This window comes from Microbacterium paraoxydans, assembly GCF_020524545.1.
Taxonomy (GTDB): Bacteria; Actinomycetota; Actinomycetes; order Actinomycetales; family Microbacteriaceae; genus Microbacterium; species Microbacterium paraoxydans_C.
The window spans coordinates 165459-180718 of the sequence record NZ_JAIVLG010000002.1 but is presented as its reverse complement, the minus strand read 5'-3'; the positions used below and the strand labels follow the sequence as shown (position 1 = coordinate 180718).

13 protein-coding genes are annotated in these 15260 nt (G+C 68.3%); 4 read left to right on the top strand and 9 right to left on the bottom strand.

The window, feature by feature from the left end; all coding sequences use genetic code 11:
* Positions 1-242: 242 nt before the first annotated feature.
* The 4 genes from LC041_RS05515 to LC041_RS05500 form a co-directional block, all read right to left on the bottom strand.
* Complete coding sequence (locus LC041_RS05515; protein ID WP_226531956.1) at positions 243-1949, bottom strand: ABC transporter ATP-binding protein; 1707 nt, start codon at positions 1947-1949, stop codon at positions 243-245.
* On the bottom strand, positions 1946-2911 hold the full coding sequence (locus tag LC041_RS05510; RefSeq protein WP_226531955.1) for an ABC transporter permease: 966 nt from the start codon (positions 2909-2911) through the stop codon (positions 1946-1948). Before LC041_RS05510 ends, LC041_RS05515 begins: the two co-directional genes overlap by 4 nt.
* 34 nt (positions 2912-2945) lie before the next feature.
* Positions 2946-3950, bottom strand: coding sequence for an ABC transporter permease (locus LC041_RS05505; RefSeq protein ID WP_226531954.1), 1005 nt, complete (start codon positions 3948-3950; stop codon positions 2946-2948).
* 86 nt (positions 3951-4036) lie between these two features.
* Positions 4037-5710, bottom strand: coding sequence for an ABC transporter substrate-binding protein (locus tag LC041_RS05500; protein ID WP_226531953.1), 1674 nt, complete (start codon positions 5708-5710; stop codon positions 4037-4039).
* A gap of 163 nt (positions 5711-5873) precedes the next feature.
* Here LC041_RS05500 and LC041_RS05495 point away from each other — a divergent pair, with 163 nt between their 5' ends.
* Entirely contained in the window at positions 5874-6794 is a 921-nt protein-coding gene (locus tag LC041_RS05495; protein WP_226531952.1) for a sugar kinase, read from the top strand.
* Positions 6795-6821: 27 nt separating this feature from the next.
* On the opposite strand, the gene LC041_RS05490 is transcribed toward LC041_RS05495, so the two are convergent.
* Genes LC041_RS05490 through LC041_RS05470 form a run of 5 tightly spaced genes read right to left on the bottom strand, consistent with a single transcriptional unit; the run spans position 6822 to position 12316 of the window.
* Entirely contained in the window at positions 6822-7688 is an 867-nt protein-coding gene (locus LC041_RS05490) for a MurR/RpiR family transcriptional regulator (protein ID WP_226531951.1), read from the bottom strand.
* A gap of 13 nt (positions 7689-7701) precedes the next feature.
* Positions 7702-9213, bottom strand: coding sequence for a glycoside hydrolase family 3 N-terminal domain-containing protein (locus tag LC041_RS05485; RefSeq protein ID WP_226531950.1), 1512 nt, complete (start codon positions 9211-9213; stop codon positions 7702-7704).
* Entirely contained in the window at positions 9210-10043 is an 834-nt protein-coding gene (locus LC041_RS05480; protein WP_226531949.1) for a carbohydrate ABC transporter permease, read from the bottom strand. Before LC041_RS05480 ends, LC041_RS05485 begins: the two co-directional genes overlap by 4 nt.
* Positions 10040-11014, bottom strand: a complete 975-nt coding sequence (locus tag LC041_RS05475; RefSeq protein WP_226531948.1) for a carbohydrate ABC transporter permease — start codon at positions 11012-11014, stop codon at positions 10040-10042. Before LC041_RS05475 ends, LC041_RS05480 begins: the two co-directional genes overlap by 4 nt.
* A 15-nt stretch (positions 11015-11029) precedes the next feature.
* Positions 11030-12316 carry a sugar ABC transporter substrate-binding protein gene (locus tag LC041_RS05470; protein WP_226531947.1) on the bottom strand — a complete coding sequence of 429 codons (1287 nt, stop codon included), beginning with the start codon at positions 12314-12316 and terminating at the stop codon, positions 11030-11032.
* A gap of 149 nt (positions 12317-12465) precedes the next feature.
* Here LC041_RS05470 and LC041_RS05465 point away from each other — a divergent pair, with 149 nt between their 5' ends.
* From LC041_RS05465 to LC041_RS05455, 3 genes are all read left to right on the top strand, one after another.
* Entirely contained in the window at positions 12466-13722 is a 1257-nt protein-coding gene (locus LC041_RS05465; protein ID WP_226531946.1) for an LCP family protein, read from the top strand.
* A gap of 29 nt (positions 13723-13751) precedes the next feature.
* Positions 13752-14612 carry a spermidine synthase gene (locus LC041_RS05460; RefSeq protein WP_226531945.1) on the top strand — a complete coding sequence of 287 codons (861 nt, stop codon included), beginning with the start codon at positions 13752-13754 and terminating at the stop codon, positions 14610-14612.
* A 113-nt stretch (positions 14613-14725) separates the two neighbouring features.
* Positions 14726-15253: a hypothetical protein gene (locus LC041_RS05455; protein WP_226531944.1), complete on the top strand. Its 528-nt coding sequence runs from the start codon at positions 14726-14728 to the stop codon at positions 15251-15253.
* Positions 15254-15260: the final 7 nt, after the last annotated feature.

Here is a 15260-nt window from a genome sequence, read left to right as displayed (position 1 = left end):
GTCACCTCCAGGCTCCCTCTCCCGTTCCCACCCCGGCCCCCGGCACCTCCCCGGCACCTCCCCGGCACCTCCCCTCTCCCGTTCCCGCCCCGGCACCGCCCCCTGCCCCCAACGGAGGGGCCGACACGCCAGATGTCGGACCGGATGCGGCGCGGCGTCCGACATCTGGCGTGTCGGCGGAGAGCGCGTCGGCGGAGAAGTGGCGTGCGCTCACGGCTCCGGACGGCGAGCGCTGCGGCCGCTCAGGATGCGATGTTCAGCTCGTTGCCGGGGATCGAGGCCAGCAGCCGCCGCGTGTAGGGGTCGCGCGGGTTGGTGAAGATCTCCTCCGACGTCGCCGCCTCGACGAGCCTGCCGTCCTTCATGACGCAGACGTAGTCGCTGATCAACCGCACCACAGCCAGGTCGTGGGAGATGAACAGATAGCTCAGCCCGTACTCCCGCTGCAGGTCGCCGAGCAGGGTGAGGATCTGGTCCTGCACCAGCACGTCGAGTGCCGAGACCGGCTCGTCGCAGACGATCACGTCGGGAGAGAGCGCGAGCGCCCGCGCGATCGCGACGCGCTGCCGCTGCCCGCCCGACAGCTCGGACGGGTAGCGCCGCAGCATCGACTGCGGCAGCGCCACGTCGTCGAGCAGCTGCCGCACGCGCCCTCGTCGGTCGGCACTGCTTCCCCTCTTGTAGAACTCCAGGGGTTCGGCGATCAGACGCTCGATCGTGAACATCGGGTTCAGGCTCGAGTAGGGATCCTGGAAGATGGGCTGCACCTGCTGGCGGAACTCGCGCGTCTCGGCCCGCGAGAGCGTCGAGATGTCCTTGCCCTCGTAGCGGATCAGTCCGCTCGTGGGCTCGATCACCTTCAGCAGCATCCGCGCGGTCGTGGTCTTCCCCGAGCCGGACTCCCCCACGATCGCGACCGTCTCCCCGCGCGGGATGACCAGCGACACGTCGTCCACCGCCACGAAGTCCTCGCCGCGACCCCGCACCGGGTACACCTTGGTGAGGTTCTCGATCTCGACGATGTTGTCGGCGGGAGCGGCCGTGGCCCTGGCGTCCGTCTCCGCGGCGCGCTCCTGCACCTGGAAGGCCTCCGGCCGCAGCCGTGCGGCGGCGACCGACGGTGCGGCTTTCACCAGCGACTGCGTGTACGGATGCTGCGGATTCTCCAGGATCTGCCGCGCGGCCCCCTGCTCGACGACCTTGCCTCGGTGCATCACGATCACGCGCTCGGCGCGCTCGGCGGCGAGCCCGAGATCGTGTGTGATGAGCAGCACCGCGGTTCCCAGGTCCCGGGTCATCTGACCGATCTGATCGAGGATGGTCTGCTGCACGGTCACGTCCAGGGCGCTGGTCGGCTCGTCGGCGATCAGCAGTCGCGGCTTGCACGCCAGTCCGATGGCGATGAGCGCACGCTGCCGCATGCCGCCCGAGAACTCATGCGGGTACTGCTTGGCACGCCGCTCCGGGTCAGGGAGACCAGCAGCCGTGAGAGCCTCCACCACCTTGGCCTGCACGTCCTGACGAGTCGCGAGACCGTGCGCGAGAAGCGTCTCGGCCACCTGCGTGCCGATCTTGGCCACCGGGTTCAGGTTGGACATCGGATCCTGCGGCACGAGGCCGATGTCGCGCCCCCGGATCGTGCGCAGCTCGTTCTCGGAGGCGTGGGCGATCTCCTTCCCGTCGAGGCGGATGCTGCCGGAGGCCACCTTCCCGCCGCCCGCGAGCAGTCCGATGATGGCCATCGCGGTGGTCGACTTGCCCGAACCGGACTCTCCCACGATCGCGACGGTCTCCCCCGGGCGGATCTCGAGGTCGACGCCCTCGACGGCGTGCACCACCCCGTCCATGGTGGCGAAGTCCACCGCGAGTCCTTGGACCGACAGCAGCGGCTCGGTCGACATCTGGTTCTCCTTCACGGCGCGCGTCGCGCCTTCATCGCCGGCGTTCATCGTGCCCTCGTCCGCGGGTCCATCGCCTCGCGCAACGCCTCACCGAGCAGGGTGAAGCCGAGCGCGGTGACGGCGATGCAGATGCCCGGGAGGAACGCGAGCCAGGGGGCGATCGCGAGTTCGGACTGTGCGTAGGTGAGCATGCGGCCCCACTCGGCCGTCGCGGGGCCACCGCCGCCGAGTCCGAGGAACGACAGCGCCGCCGCATCGATCACGGCGGTCGCGAGCGTCAGAGTCCCCTGCACGATCACCGGGCCGATGGCGTTGGGGAGCACGTGCGACATGGTGATCTTGCCGCGGCCGAGGCCGAGCGTCTGCGCCGAGAGGACGTAATCGCTCGAACGCTGCTGCAGCATCGAGGCACGGAGCAGCCGGGCGAAGATCGGCACCTGGGAAGCACCGATGGCGATCATCACCGCGAACGGCGTCTGCCCGAGGATCGCGGCGATCGACACCGCGAGCAGCAGGTTCGGCACGGAGAGGATGATGTCGACGACACGCATGATCAGGGTATCGACCCAGCCGCCGAACGTCCCGGCGAGGAGGCCGAGGATCATGCCGCCGAGGAGGCCCATCGCGGTGGAGATGACACCGATCAGGAGTGACGCCTGCGCTCCCCAGATCAGCTTCGACAGCACGTCCCCGCCGAAACGGTCGAGCCCGAGCGGGAACTCCGGCAGCTCCCCCGGTCCGGGGATGTGGGTCGGCGTGATGTACTTCGCCCCGGGGAGCGCCGTTTCCGGGTAGGGAGCGAGCCACGGGGCGAGGGCGGCGACGAGCAGGAACAGCAGCACGATGACGGCGCCGACCCAGGCCGTGGGATTGCGGCGGAGGCGGCGGAACACGTCCTGCCAGAATCCGCCGGAGCTCTTCTTCAGATCGGCCTGCGCGATCGCGACGGTGTCGATGCCGCCGCCGCTCTCGGCCGACGGCCCCTGGGCGGGCGGGAGCGGGATGCTCATGCGACCGCCTCCTTTCGGACGATGGAGAGGGACATCACTGCACCCTCACTCTCGGGTCGATGAAGCTGTAGGAGACATCGACCGCCAGGTTGATCAACGCGTACGCGATCGCGATGAAGATGATGAATCCCTGAAGCACCGGGAAGTCCCTGGTGAAGATCGCCCTCGCCAGGAACGAGCCGATACCGGGAAAGGCGAACACCGTCTCGGTGAGCACCGCCCCGGAGATCAGGAGTCCGGTCTGCAGACCGATCGTGGTGATCACCGGGAGCATGGCGTTGCGCAGGATGAAGCGGTTTCGCAGCGTGGGCGACCCGACGCCCTTTGCCCGCCCTGTGCGCACGTAGTCCGCATTCTGCACTTCGAGGACGCTCGCTCTGGTGATGCGCACGATGATCGCGAGGGGGATCGTGCCGAGCGCGAGCGCCGGCAGGATCAGATGCAGGATCGCGTCCCACGCGGCGTCGAACTCGCCGGTGATGATCCCGTCCCACACATAGAACCCGGTGGGATGGGTGGCGTCTATTCGTGGATCCTGTCGTCCGTCCGACGGCAGCCAGCCCAGCTGCACGGCGAACACGTACTTCAGGATGAACGCCAGGAAGAACACCGGGATGGTGATGCCGACCAGGCTCAGCACGACCGACGCGTGGTCGGTGAACTTCCCGTGACGGCGGGCCGCCCAGTAGCCCAGCGGGATACCGATGCCGACCGCGAAGATGAGCGCCATGACGCTCAACTCCAGTGTCGCGGGGAACCGGCGGAGGAACTCCTCCGTCACCGGACGGTTGGTCTGGATGGATGTCCCGAAGTCGCCCTGCAGGAGGCGACCGATCCAGGTGAAGTACTGCTGGATGATCGGCTCGTCGAAGCCGTAGAGCTCGTTGACCCTGGCGACGGCCTCGGGTGTGGCTTTCTCGCCGAGGAGGGCGACCGCGGGGCCGCCGGGAAGGGCCCTGACCCAGGCGAACAGCAGGATGCTGAGCCCGAACAGGGTGGGGATGAGGAACAGCAGTCGCCTGCCGATGGTGCGCAGCACGAAGATCTCCGTCGATCGGAAGGTACGCCGTTCCCCGGTCCCGCGGAGTACGCGGGACCGGGGTTCGGCGCATCACGCGGTCAGGCCTACTTGGTGAGGACGATGTCGGTGAAGACCTCGTCGTTGACCGGGCTGGCCGGGTAGCTCTCCACGCGCGGGTCGAACGCCAGGGTCGGCGCCGGGTGCGCGAGCGGAACACCGGGGATGAACGTGGCGACCATCTCGTTGATCTCCTCGTACAGCGCGGTCTGCTCCTCGAGGTTGGAGACGCCGCGCGCCTCCGTCAGCTTCTGGAACAGCTCCGGGTTGTCGAAGCCCCACTCGGAGCTCTTCTGGCCGAAGAAGACGCCGACGAAGTTGTCCGTGTCGTTGTAGTCGCCGGTCCAGCCCAGCAGGTGGATGCCATGGTCCGCCGTACCGGTGGTGCGGTCGAGGTACTCGACCCACTCCTCCGAGACCGGGGTGGTCTCGACGCCGACTTCGGAGAGCTGCGACGACAGGACCGTGTAGATCTGCTCGGGGTCCGGCATGTAGGGACGCGAGACGTTGACCGGGTAGTTGAAGGTCAGCTTCAGCGGGTTCGCCTCGTCGTAGCCGGCCTCGGCCAGCAGCGACTTCGCCTTCTCGGGGTCGTAGTCGTACGTCGTCACGTCCGGGTTGTAGCCGTTGACGACCTCGGGGACGAACTCGATCGCCTTCTGCGTGCCCTCGGGCAGTACCTGGCTGATCAGAGCGTCCTTGTCGACCGCATACGACAGGGCCTCGCGGACCTTCGGGTCCTGGAGCTCCGGGACGGCCTGGTTGAACGCGAGGTACAGGATCGTGAACGGCGGGCGCGAGACCATCGTGAATCCGTCGTCGTCGAGTGCCTGGGTGTCGGCAGGGCCCACGAGGTCGTAACCGTCGATCGAGCCGGACTCGAGAGCCTGACGGCGAGCCGTCGGGTCATCGATGGTGCGGAAGATGATCTCGTCGATCTGTCCGGCGTCGCCCCAGTAGCCGTCGTAGGCCTTGAGCGTGACCTGCTCGCCCGGTGCCCACTCGTCGAACTGGTAGGGGCCGGTACCGACCGGGTGCCCCATCGCGTACTCGGACAGCTGCGGGGCCTCGGCGGAGCCGCCGACCTCGTCTGCTCCGAACTCCTGCATGGCCGACGGGCTCTGCATGGCGAACGACGGCAGCGAGAGCGACGCGACGAAGCCCGCGAACGGCTTGTTCAGGTCGATCGTGACCGAGTAGTCGCCGTCCGGGGTGCACGACTTGTAGACGGCGTCCGCCGCGTTGGAGGCGTATCCCTTGAAGAGCTTGTTGTAGTAGTAGCCGAAGGCCTCGGAGGCGGCCAGCCCGGTCCAGTTGAACCAGCGGTCGAAGTTGGCGCACACGGCCTCGGCGTTGAACGGCGTCCCGTCGTGGAAGGTCACGTCCTCCTTGAGGGTGAACGTGTGCGACATGCCGTCCTCGGAGGACTCCCACTCTTCGGCGAGGAGCGGTGCCGGGTTCGCCGTGCCCGGCTCGGTGCCGACGAGACCCTCGAAGATCTGACGCGAGACGCGGAAGCTCTCGCCATCCTGTGCGAATGCGGGGTCCAGGCTCGCCGGGTCGGAGGACGCCGCGAAGACGAATGTCCCGTCGACGTCGCCTGAGCCCTCGGCGCCATCATCCCCCCGCTCGCTCGCGACGCACCCGGCGAGGGCGAGAGCGGCGATCGTGGCTCCGGCTGCGGCGATGAGTCCTCGCCGACGCTTGACTGATTGGTGCATTGTGTGACCTTCCCTGTCGGGCGCTACGTTGCGCGTCCCGAGGCCTCTTCGCCTCGGGGACGGTGATGACTAGACGGTACCCAGCGGATCCCTAGATACCAAACGCTTCCAGGTTGCAATCCGATATCGGCGCGACCGGCGTCGATCCGGTAGTGTCCAGATCGTGCCCGACTCCCCCTCGCTCGCCGTCTGCTTCGGAGAAGGCCTCGTCGCCTTGGTCGCCGCCGCCGCCGTACCACTGGAGGACTGCCGCACCTTCCACCGTTCGCTGGCCGGAGCCGAGTGGAACACTGCGATCGCGCTGGCCTCAGCCGGCATCCGCACGGCCGTCCTCTCGCGGGTCGGCGACGACGGGTTCGGCCGGTTCCTCACTGCGGAACTGCGCGCTCACGACGTCGACGACTCCGCGGTGCAGGTCGACGCCGACGCACCGACCGGACTGTATGTGAAGGAACTCGCTCCCCGAGCCGACGGCACCGTCGACGGGACGATGCACTACTACCGGTCAGGCTCCGCCGCCGCGGCGATGTCCCCGCAGACGCTGGCCGAGCCGAGGGCATCCGCTCTTCTCGCCGAGGCGGCACTCGTGCACACCTCCGGAATAACCCCGGCGCTGTCCGAATCGGCGCTCGCGGCGCAGGAAGCGGTGTTCGCCGACCGACGTCCCGGCAGGCTGCTCAGCTTCGACCTGAACTGGCGACCCGCCCTCTGGCGCGGTCGCGAGGCGGAGGGAAGGGCGATCGTGTCGGACTTCGCCCGCCGCGCCGACATCGTGTTCTGCACACGTCCCGACGCCGAGGCCGTGTTCGGCACTGGTGACCCGCAGGAGCTCCGCGCCCTCTTCCCTGAGCCCCGGTATTTCCTGGTCACCGACTCCGGGGGTGCCATCGCGTACGACGGCGGCGAGCGCGCCGAGAGCGAAGCGCTCGAAACCCCCGTCGTCGAGACCATCGGTGCCGGCGATGCCTTCGCCGCGGGGTTCCTCGCCGGTGTCCTCACCGGGCTGTCGTTGACGGGAAGCCTCGCCCGCGGACACCGCATCGCGACCCGTGCGCTGATCAGCACCCGCGACCACGTCGACTGAAACGGGGTTCGGTCTACCCGGCCGGGCTCAGCGGCGATGCCGCGACGGAACCGCATCGTGCGTGCGCTGCAACGACACGGCCACAGGCTCGCCGCTGTGCTGCACGACGCGGACGAAGAGCACGTCGACCAGGGCGAGCTGAGCGATGCGGCTCGACATCGCCGCCATCCGGAACGGCGATTCCCGTGCGTGCGTGAGCAGCACCACATCCGCAGCGAGTGCCACCGGCGAATCGGCGACACTGGTCACCGCGACAGCCAGAGCTCCGGCATCCCGCGCGACCTCGAGCGCCCGGATCGTCTCGGCGGTCTCCCCGCCGTGCGAGAACGCGATCGCCACATCACCCGTGGTCCGCAGCGCGGCGGTGGTCACCGCGAGATGCGGATCCGGCGAATGGGAGACCGAGCATCCGATGCGCGACAGCTTCAGCAGCAGGTCCTGCGCCGTCAAGGACGATGCCGCCTGTCCGAAGAGATCGATGTGCCGCGCCTCGAGCACTGCGCGAGCAACCCGGTCGAGGGCGTCGGCGTCGAGGGCGAGCGCGGTCTTCTCGATCGCGTCGATCTCCTGCGCGGCGAGTTTGGCCGCGATCGCCGTCGGTCCGTCCTCCCGGTCGATCGCCGTGGTGTCCAGGCCGAAGCGCGCCTGCTGCGCCTGTGCGAGAGTGATGGCACGCGCGACAGCGACCCGGAGTTCCCGATACCCGGTGTAGCCCAGGGACTGCGCATAGCGCGCGACGGTCGACAGGGACGTGTGGGAGAGCTGGGCGAGGTCGTTGATCGCCAGGTCCACGACGAGCGTGGGGTCACCGAGGATCGTCTCCGCGACCCGCGCCTCCGCTGCGCTCACCTTGGGAAGGGAGCGCCGGACCCGAGTGAGAACGTCATCGTCCATGGGGGATCCTGTCTCAGCCCGCGCTGTTCAACCTCTGCTGCACGGCGAAGCGCCCCAGGAGTGCTTCCCTTGCCATCTGGGCACCGAGCCTACTGGCTGCGGCGACCTCGATGGTGGGCAGGGGAAGTGGATTCCGCGTCGGAAGACCCACGTTGACCACGACCGCTCGCGGATCGCGGACAGCCGCCCTCTCGACGAGAGAACGCTGGGCGGCATCCGTATCGGGCCTGTCGATCAGCAGCACCGTCGTCCCCGGTGCCGCCGCGACCTCGTCGAGCACGCGGTCCTGCTCCGGGAGCCCGGCGGACGCCACATCGAGTCGCACACGCACGCCGTCGGCGGCGAGCGCGTTCGCGACGTAGGATCCGGCGCTGTCGACCGCGAGGGTCGACCGGCGGCGAGCGTCGACGACCGCGAGCGCCGTGGCCGCCTCCGGGGCGTCACCGGAGACCGTCACCGTCCGACGCACGATCTCCGCGGCATCGAAATCGTCTGTGTCGTCGCGCCGGAGCTCGGCGGCGGCACGGAGCTTGGTCGCGAGCGCGGCGACGCGAGCGGCCGCCTCCTCCACTCGCGCACGGGAGAGCGAGCCGTCGCGCAGCGCGGCGACGATCCCGTCCCTGGCCGCGTGGAAGTCACGCTCGTCCTGATCCGGGAGCGCAGCATCGCCCGGATTGGTCGGATTGCCGATACAGAGGAGATCGGCCCCGGCGGCGAGGGCGCGTGCCGCTCCTCCACCGAGTCCGACGGTCTCGCGGATGGCAGCCATGTCGAGCGCATCCGTGATGATGACGCCCTCATATCCCCAGTCGCGCAGCATTCCGAGCACACGGGGGTTGAGCGTCGCGGGTTCCTCGCCCCACGCCGGGACGACGATGTGAGCCGTCATCACGGCATCGACACCGGCATCGACCGCCGCGCGGAACGGCTCGAGGTGCACCCGCTCGAACTCCTCGACGTCGAGAGTGATCTCGGGGAGGGAGTGGTGCGAGTCCAGGTGGGTGTCGCCGTGGCCGGGGAAGTGCTTGACGCACGCGGCGATCGCCGAATCCTGGATGCCGTCGATCGTCGCGACCACGTGACGGGAGACGAGCGCCTCGTCGTCGCCGAAGGACCGCACGCCGATGACCGGGTTGCGGGGGTCGGTGTTGACGTCGGCGACCGGACCGAGCACCACGTTGGCTCCCACCGCACGCACTCGTCGGGCGAGTTCGGCGCCCGTCCGCTCGGAGGCGACGAGGTCGTCGAGAAGGCCGAGCTGTGCGGCTCCGGGGATGGTCGAACCCGTGGCGGATTCGAGACGCGTGACGCTGCCGCCTTCCTCGTCGATGCCGATGAGGGCATCGGGGTTCGCATCGAGGATCTCGGCGCTCAGCGCCGAGAGCCCTTCGCCGACGTTCTGACCGAAGTACACGACACCGGCCAGACCGTCACGCAGTTCTGCGCGCAACCACTCGGGTGCTTCCGTGCCGAAGAACCCCGGCCACAGTACGCCGTTCGCGAGTCGCTCGAGCTCGTCGGTCATCCCTTCACCGCTCCTGCGACCATGCCCGAGGCGAGCTTGCGCTGCACGAGGACGAAGAAGATCATGACCGGGACGGTGATGATGGTCGAGGCCGCCATGATGCTGCCCCAGTCGTTGGAGTACAGGCCGAAGAACGACTTCAGACCGATCGAGACCGTGTACTGGTCGGTCTGCGCACCGAGGATCGTCATCGCGAAGATGAACTCGTTCCACGCGGTGATGAAGCTGAAGATGCTCGTCGCGACCAGACCGGGCATGACCAGGGGCAGCAGCACCGAGCGGAACATCCGCCACCAGCTCGCGCCGTCGATGTACGCCGCCTCCTCGAGTTCGACGGGCACGGCGGCCACGAAGCCGCGCAGCATCCAGATGCCGAATGCGAGCGACAGCGCGACGTAGACGACCATCAGACCGATGATGCTGTTCAGCAGGCCGAGGCTCTTGACCTGCAGGAACAGCGGGATCACGAGGGCCTCGAGCGGCACCATCTGCACGATGAGGATCATCATCAGGATCATGGTGCGGAACTTGAACTTGAACCGCGCGACCGCGACAGCGGCGAGCAGACACACGAGCGCGCTGACGAGAACCGTGACGAGGGCCACGATCGCCGAGTTGCGCAGGTAGGTGCCGAAGCCGCCCTCGGTGAGCACGAAGGCGAAGTTGTCCCACGTGAACTCCTGGGGGACCAACGACTGCCCGCCACTGGACGCCTTGGCGTCGAAGGCGCTGGAGACCATCCAGTACACGGGGAACAGCGTGAAGATCAGGACTGCGGCGACCGCGATGCCGGTGCCGATGCGGGAGCGGAGTCTCGGACGCGGGTTCACAGCTCGTCCTCCTTCATGAGGGAGCGGATGTAGACGATCGTGATGCCGATGAGCACGAGGGTGAGCAGCACGGCGAGAGCGGCACCGAAACCGTAGCGGTTCTGGCCGAAGGACTCGACGTAGGACCAGACACCGAGGTTCAGCACCTGACGGTTGCCTCCCCCACCACCGGGCATCAGGTACACCTGGGCGAACACTTTGAAGTCCCAGATCGTCGAGAGGATGATCACGACCGAGAACACCGGCCTCAGCGTCGGGAAGATGATCTTCCAGAAACGACGCCACGCACCGGCACCGTCGAGCGCTGCGGCTTCGAGCATCTCCTTCGAGACGCCGAGGAGGCCGGCCAGCACGGTGATCGCCACGAACGGGAAGCCGTGGTGGACGACGTTGAGGAGCACGATGGCATAGAACGACCACTGGTTCGTGAACCAGTTGACCGGATCGCTCATGAGCCCCAGATCCATGAGGACCTGGTTGAAGATGCCGCGGTCGGCATCGAAGATGAAGGTCCAGACGTAGGTGCCGGTCACCGCGGGCATCGCCCAGGCGACCATGATGCAGCTGGACACGATGACCCGCCAGGTCGTGCCGAGGCGCGCGAGGAGCAGGGCGACGAGGGTGCCGACGGCCACGGTGACGAACACTGCGACGGCGGCGAACCCGACCGTGTTGGGCAGCACCACCGTCCAGAGGGTCGGGTTGGTGAGCGCCTCGACGTAGTTGTCGAGACCGATCCAGTTGTTCTCCCCGGTGTTGATCTCACGCAGGCCGTAGTCCTGCAGCGAGTAGATGAACACCTGGACGAGCGGCCAGAGCATGAGCACCGCGAGGATGGCCAGCCCGGGCGCGAGAAGGAGCCAGGGGCGGGCCGCGACGATCGAGAGACCGCGTCGCTTCCGGCCGCCGGCCACGGAGGCGGAGGTGGACTCCGCCTTCGTGGCCGGCAGTGGCGCTTGCACCATCGACATGGAAGGGATGCTTCCTTACTGGTTGAGCAGTTCGGTCATCTCGGCGGCGGCGTCCTTCGTCGCGGTCGCGACGTCCTTCTGCCCGCTGAGGATGGCCTGGATCATGGAGTTGGTCGTCTTCTTCGCCTGCACGGCGCCGAAGTTCGGGGTGACCGGCACGGATGCGCCGCCGTCGACCATCTGCTCGGCGAACGGTGCGACGAGCGGGTCGGTCGAGGCGAGGGCCTCCTCCATCGCGGACTGCACGCCCGGGAAGTAGCCGGTCTCGTTCGACCACTGCTCGGCGAACTCACCGGTGGTGACGAGCTTCACGAACTCCCACGCCAGGTCGGCGTTCTCGGTCGTGTTGAAGATCGAGAGGTGCGATCCGCCGAGCACGGACGGGGCGATGCCGCCGTCTTCGCCCGGGATGACCGCGGCGCCGATCTTGCCTTCGAGCTCGGGGTTCGCCTCGATGAGCGAGTTCGGCGTCCAGGAGCCCGAGAGCATCATGGCGACGTTGCCCTGCGTGAACGCGTCCCGAAGGTCGGTCTCCTTCCAGGTGGTGGCACCTGCGGAGGAGAAGCCGTGCTCGGTGGCCAGGCCCGTGTAGAACTCGATGCCGGCCTGCGACTCGGCACTGTCGAGCTCGCTCGTCCAGGTGTCGCCGTCCTTCGTGGCGATCTCGCCGCCGGCGCCCCAGACCCAGGGGTAGACCTGGAACTCGGCGTCGCCCGGAACCGGGAACGGCAGCATGTCGGGCTTGGCGGCCTTGATCGCGTCACCTGCGGCGACGATGTCGTCCCACGTCTTCGGGGCTTCGAGACCGAGCTCCTCGAACACATCGGCGCGGTAGACGAGCGAGCGCACTCCGGCGTACCAGGGCATGCCGTAGAGCTCGTCGCCGTAGGTGCCGGCGACCTCGAGGCCTTCGACCAGGTCGTCGCGCAGCCCGTCCTCACCGTCGACGTACTCGTCGATCGGGAGGAGCGCGCCGGCGTCGGCGAACTCGGCGGTCCAGGTGGTACCGGTCTCCGCGATGTCGGGGGTCGTGCCACCGGCGATGGAGGTCACGAAGCGATCGTGGGCGTCGGCCCACTGGATCTCCTCGATCTTGACGGTCGCACCGGTCTCCTCCTCGAAGGCTGCCGAGACGTCGTCATAGAAGGCGGTCGCGTCGGGGTTGGTGCCCTTCATGATCCAGACGGTGAGTTCCTTGCCCTCACCGTCGGCCGAACCGGTGTCGCTGCCGCCGGCGCAGCCGGCGAGGGCGAGCGTGGCCACGGCGCCGAGCGCCACAGCCGAGAGAATGCGCTTGTGCATTGCGGGGATCTCCTCTTTGAAAGTCCTGGAAAGCATCGGGTACTCACCGGGGTTTAGGAAAAAGTATCCACGACTAACTAATTCCCTGCAAGTTGCTCCCACAATCGTCATATGGCCGTAACATCAGCTTCCCCCGGTAGGCTCCCCGGATGGTTCGCCGCACTCCTGACAAGGGCCGCTCGACGGTCGCCCGCCACGCGACGCTCCCCTCCCCCGGACCGGCGAGAGGATTCCTGAAGATCGCCGGCATCACGCTGGGCGTCGTCCTCGTCTCCGCTGTCGCCGTCGCCGCGTTCGTGGTGACCGACTACTTCAACCGCTTCAACGAGGATGCCGTGACGCTCGAGGGAGCGCCGGAGGTCGAGCCTCCCTCGATCAGCGCCTTCCCCGGCGAGTTCAGCATGCTCATCATCGGCACCGACGAGTGCGGCGCGGTCTCGACGGGACTGCTGGGCGAGCGCTGCTCCGAGGCCGACGGCGGCGTCCTCAACGACGTGAACCTGCTGGTGCATGTGTCGGCCGAACCGCGCAAGGTCACCGCGATCTCGCTCCCCCGCGACCTCATGATCGAGACGCCGGAGTGCACGCTGCCCGACGGGTCCGTCGCCTCAGCCACGAGCAAGACGCAGATCAACTCGATCTTCCAACGCGCCGGCCTCTCCTGCGTGGCGAAGACGGTGACCGATCTCACCGGCATCGAGATCCCCTTCGCCGCGAAGATCGACTTCGACGGGGTGATGGAGGTGACCGACGCGATCGGCGGCGTCGAGGTGTGCATCGGCGGCGACGGCATCCGCGACCGGCACACCGACCTCGACTGGGCGCCGGGGCCGCGCACCGTGTCCGGCTACGAAGCCCTCCAGTTCATCCGCACGCGCCACGGTGTCGGCGACGAGAGCGACATGGCGAGGGTCTCGAACCAGCAACAGTACATGTCGCGCCTGGTGAAGAAGATCATGAGCGACGAGGTCCTCACCGACCCCGGCAAGGTGCTCGGACTCGCCAACACCGTCGTCGACAACATCGACCCGAGCGACCAGCTGGCCAACCCGGTGCGTCTGGCACAGCTCGCGCTCTCCATCAAGGACGTGCCGTTCTCCGAGTTCGTCTTCGTGCAGTACCCCGTGTTCGAGGACCCGGACGATTCCGACCGCGTCATCCCCAACCGTGAGGCTGCCGCGACGATCTGGGATGCGTTGAAGGCGGGCCAGTCGGTGCAGCTGACGGGCAAGGCGAGCAACAACGGCGGGGTCGAACTCGTCGACCCGGCCCCGGGAACGGACCCGGAGGCACCGGCCTCTGAGGCACCCCCCACCGGGACACCCTCGCCGCGTGCCACGCTCGACCCGGCCATCTCCGGCCAGACGGTCGAGCAGGAGACGTGCGCCAACGGCAAGCAGCGCTGAGCCCCTCCCCGGAGCGTAGGCTCGTGCCCATGGGCCGGACGAGATCGCGCGACACCGAGCACCCGCAGGCCCGCCTCGATCACGGGGGCATCGCCGGTGTCATGCCCTCGGAGTTCACGACGGGCTTCGAGCTGATCGTCGATGGCACCCCCCAGTCGCACGTCGACCTCGACGACCCGACGCATCTGCACTTCGAGTACATCGTGCGCATGGGTGCGGTGATCGATCAGCTCCCCGCCGGTCCGCTGACCGCCGTGCACCTCGGCGCCGGCGCGCTGACGATCCCCCGCTACATCGAAGCGACTCGCCCCGGCTCCCGCCAGCAGGTGATCGAGCTCGAGGCTCCGCTGGCGCAACTCGTCCGGGAACACCTCCCGCTGCCGAAGGGCGCATCGATCCGGATCAGGATCGGCGACGCCCGGGCCGGCGTCACCAAGCTCCCGAACGCACTGCGGGCGAACTGCGACCTCGTCGTCTCCGACGTCTACTCGGGAGCGCAGACGCCCGCGCACCTCACCAGCGTCGAGTTCTACCGCGAGCTCGCGGAGCTGCTCGCTCCCGGCGGCGTGCTCCTCGTCAATGTCGCCGACGGTCCCGGGCTCGCCTTCGCCCGACGCCAGACGGCGACGATCGCGGAGGTCCTCCCTGAGGTCGCCGTGCTCGCCGACACCCAGGTGCTCAAGGGCAGACGCTTCGGCAACCTCGTGATCGCAGCGTCTGCCGCTCCCCTGCCGACGGAGTGGTTGCCGCGGATGCTCGCCGCCGGCCCCCACCCCGCGAAGATCGCGCAGGGTGCGGAGGTGGAGACGTTCACCCAGGGCGCCCGCATCGTCACGGATGCGGATGCCGTCGCCTCGCCCCGCCCGGACTCCTCGCTGTTCCTGCGCTGAATCCGCGCCGATCCGGCACGGTCGCGACGTCGGTTGCGGCGACCAGGGCGCGCCGCCGGGAGGACCCCGCGGCCGGAAGGCAGACTGGACGGGGACGCTGCGGAAGGAGAGCAATGAGTTTCATCCGGGGATACGACCAGGAGACCCTCCGCGAGATGGTCGATCTCGACGAGTGCGCGACCCGTCTCGCGGAGATCGAGGGACAGCGGAGCCTGCCCGCCCTGCTGGAGCGGGTGTGGCTGCTGAAGGTGCTCGATCGCCTGGATGAGGCGCTCGCGCTGGCCGACGAGACCGTGCGCCAGGCGCGCATGGCCGGCACCCGGAGGGACGTGCTCCGCGCACGCGTGCTCCACGCGACGATCCTGCAGTATCGGGGAGCGCACACCGCTGCCGAACAGGAGCTGGCGACCTGTGCGACCGAGGCCGAGGGACAGCGCTGGCTGTCGATCGCGGCCTTCGCGTATCAGCACCACGGAAAGAACGCCTACGACGCCGGGGACTTCGAGACCGCCAGGGAGAGCTTCAAGCAGTCGCTCTTCCTGCGCCGCGAGTCCGGTGCGCAGGACAGCGAACTCGAGACGGCGCTGCTCGCGATCGAGGCTGCCGAACGGCATCGTCCATCGCAGCTCATCGCGGGCTGAGACCTGC

What these genes read in the sequence shown, in the direction of transcription:
- LC041_RS05460 (WP_226531945.1), top strand. Translation starts at nt 13,752, where the DNA reads ATGGGCCGGACGAGATCGCGCGACACCGAGCACCCGCAGGCCCGCCTC.
- LC041_RS05515 (WP_226531956.1), bottom strand. Translation starts at nt 1,949, where the DNA reads ATGAACGCCGGCGATGAAGGCGCGACGCGCGCCGTGAAGGAGAACCAG.
- LC041_RS05490 (WP_226531951.1), bottom strand. Translation starts at nt 7,688, where the DNA reads ATGGACGATGACGTTCTCACTCGGGTCCGGCGCTCCCTTCCCAAGGTG.
- LC041_RS05500 (WP_226531953.1), bottom strand. Translation starts at nt 5,710, where the DNA reads ATGCACCAATCAGTCAAGCGTCGGCGAGGACTCATCGCCGCAGCCGGA.
- LC041_RS05510 (WP_226531955.1), bottom strand. Translation starts at nt 2,911, where the DNA reads ATGAGCATCCCGCTCCCGCCCGCCCAGGGGCCGTCGGCCGAGAGCGGC.
- LC041_RS05470 (WP_226531947.1), bottom strand. Translation starts at nt 12,316, where the DNA reads ATGCACAAGCGCATTCTCTCGGCTGTGGCGCTCGGCGCCGTGGCCACG.
- LC041_RS05455 (WP_226531944.1), top strand. Translation starts at nt 14,726, where the DNA reads ATGAGTTTCATCCGGGGATACGACCAGGAGACCCTCCGCGAGATGGTC.
- LC041_RS05475 (WP_226531948.1), bottom strand. Translation starts at nt 11,014, where the DNA reads ATGTCGATGGTGCAAGCGCCACTGCCGGCCACGAAGGCGGAGTCCACC.
- LC041_RS05485 (WP_226531950.1), bottom strand. Translation starts at nt 9,213, where the DNA reads ATGACCGACGAGCTCGAGCGACTCGCGAACGGCGTACTGTGGCCGGGG.
- LC041_RS05465 (WP_226531946.1), top strand. Translation starts at nt 12,466, where the DNA reads ATGGTTCGCCGCACTCCTGACAAGGGCCGCTCGACGGTCGCCCGCCAC.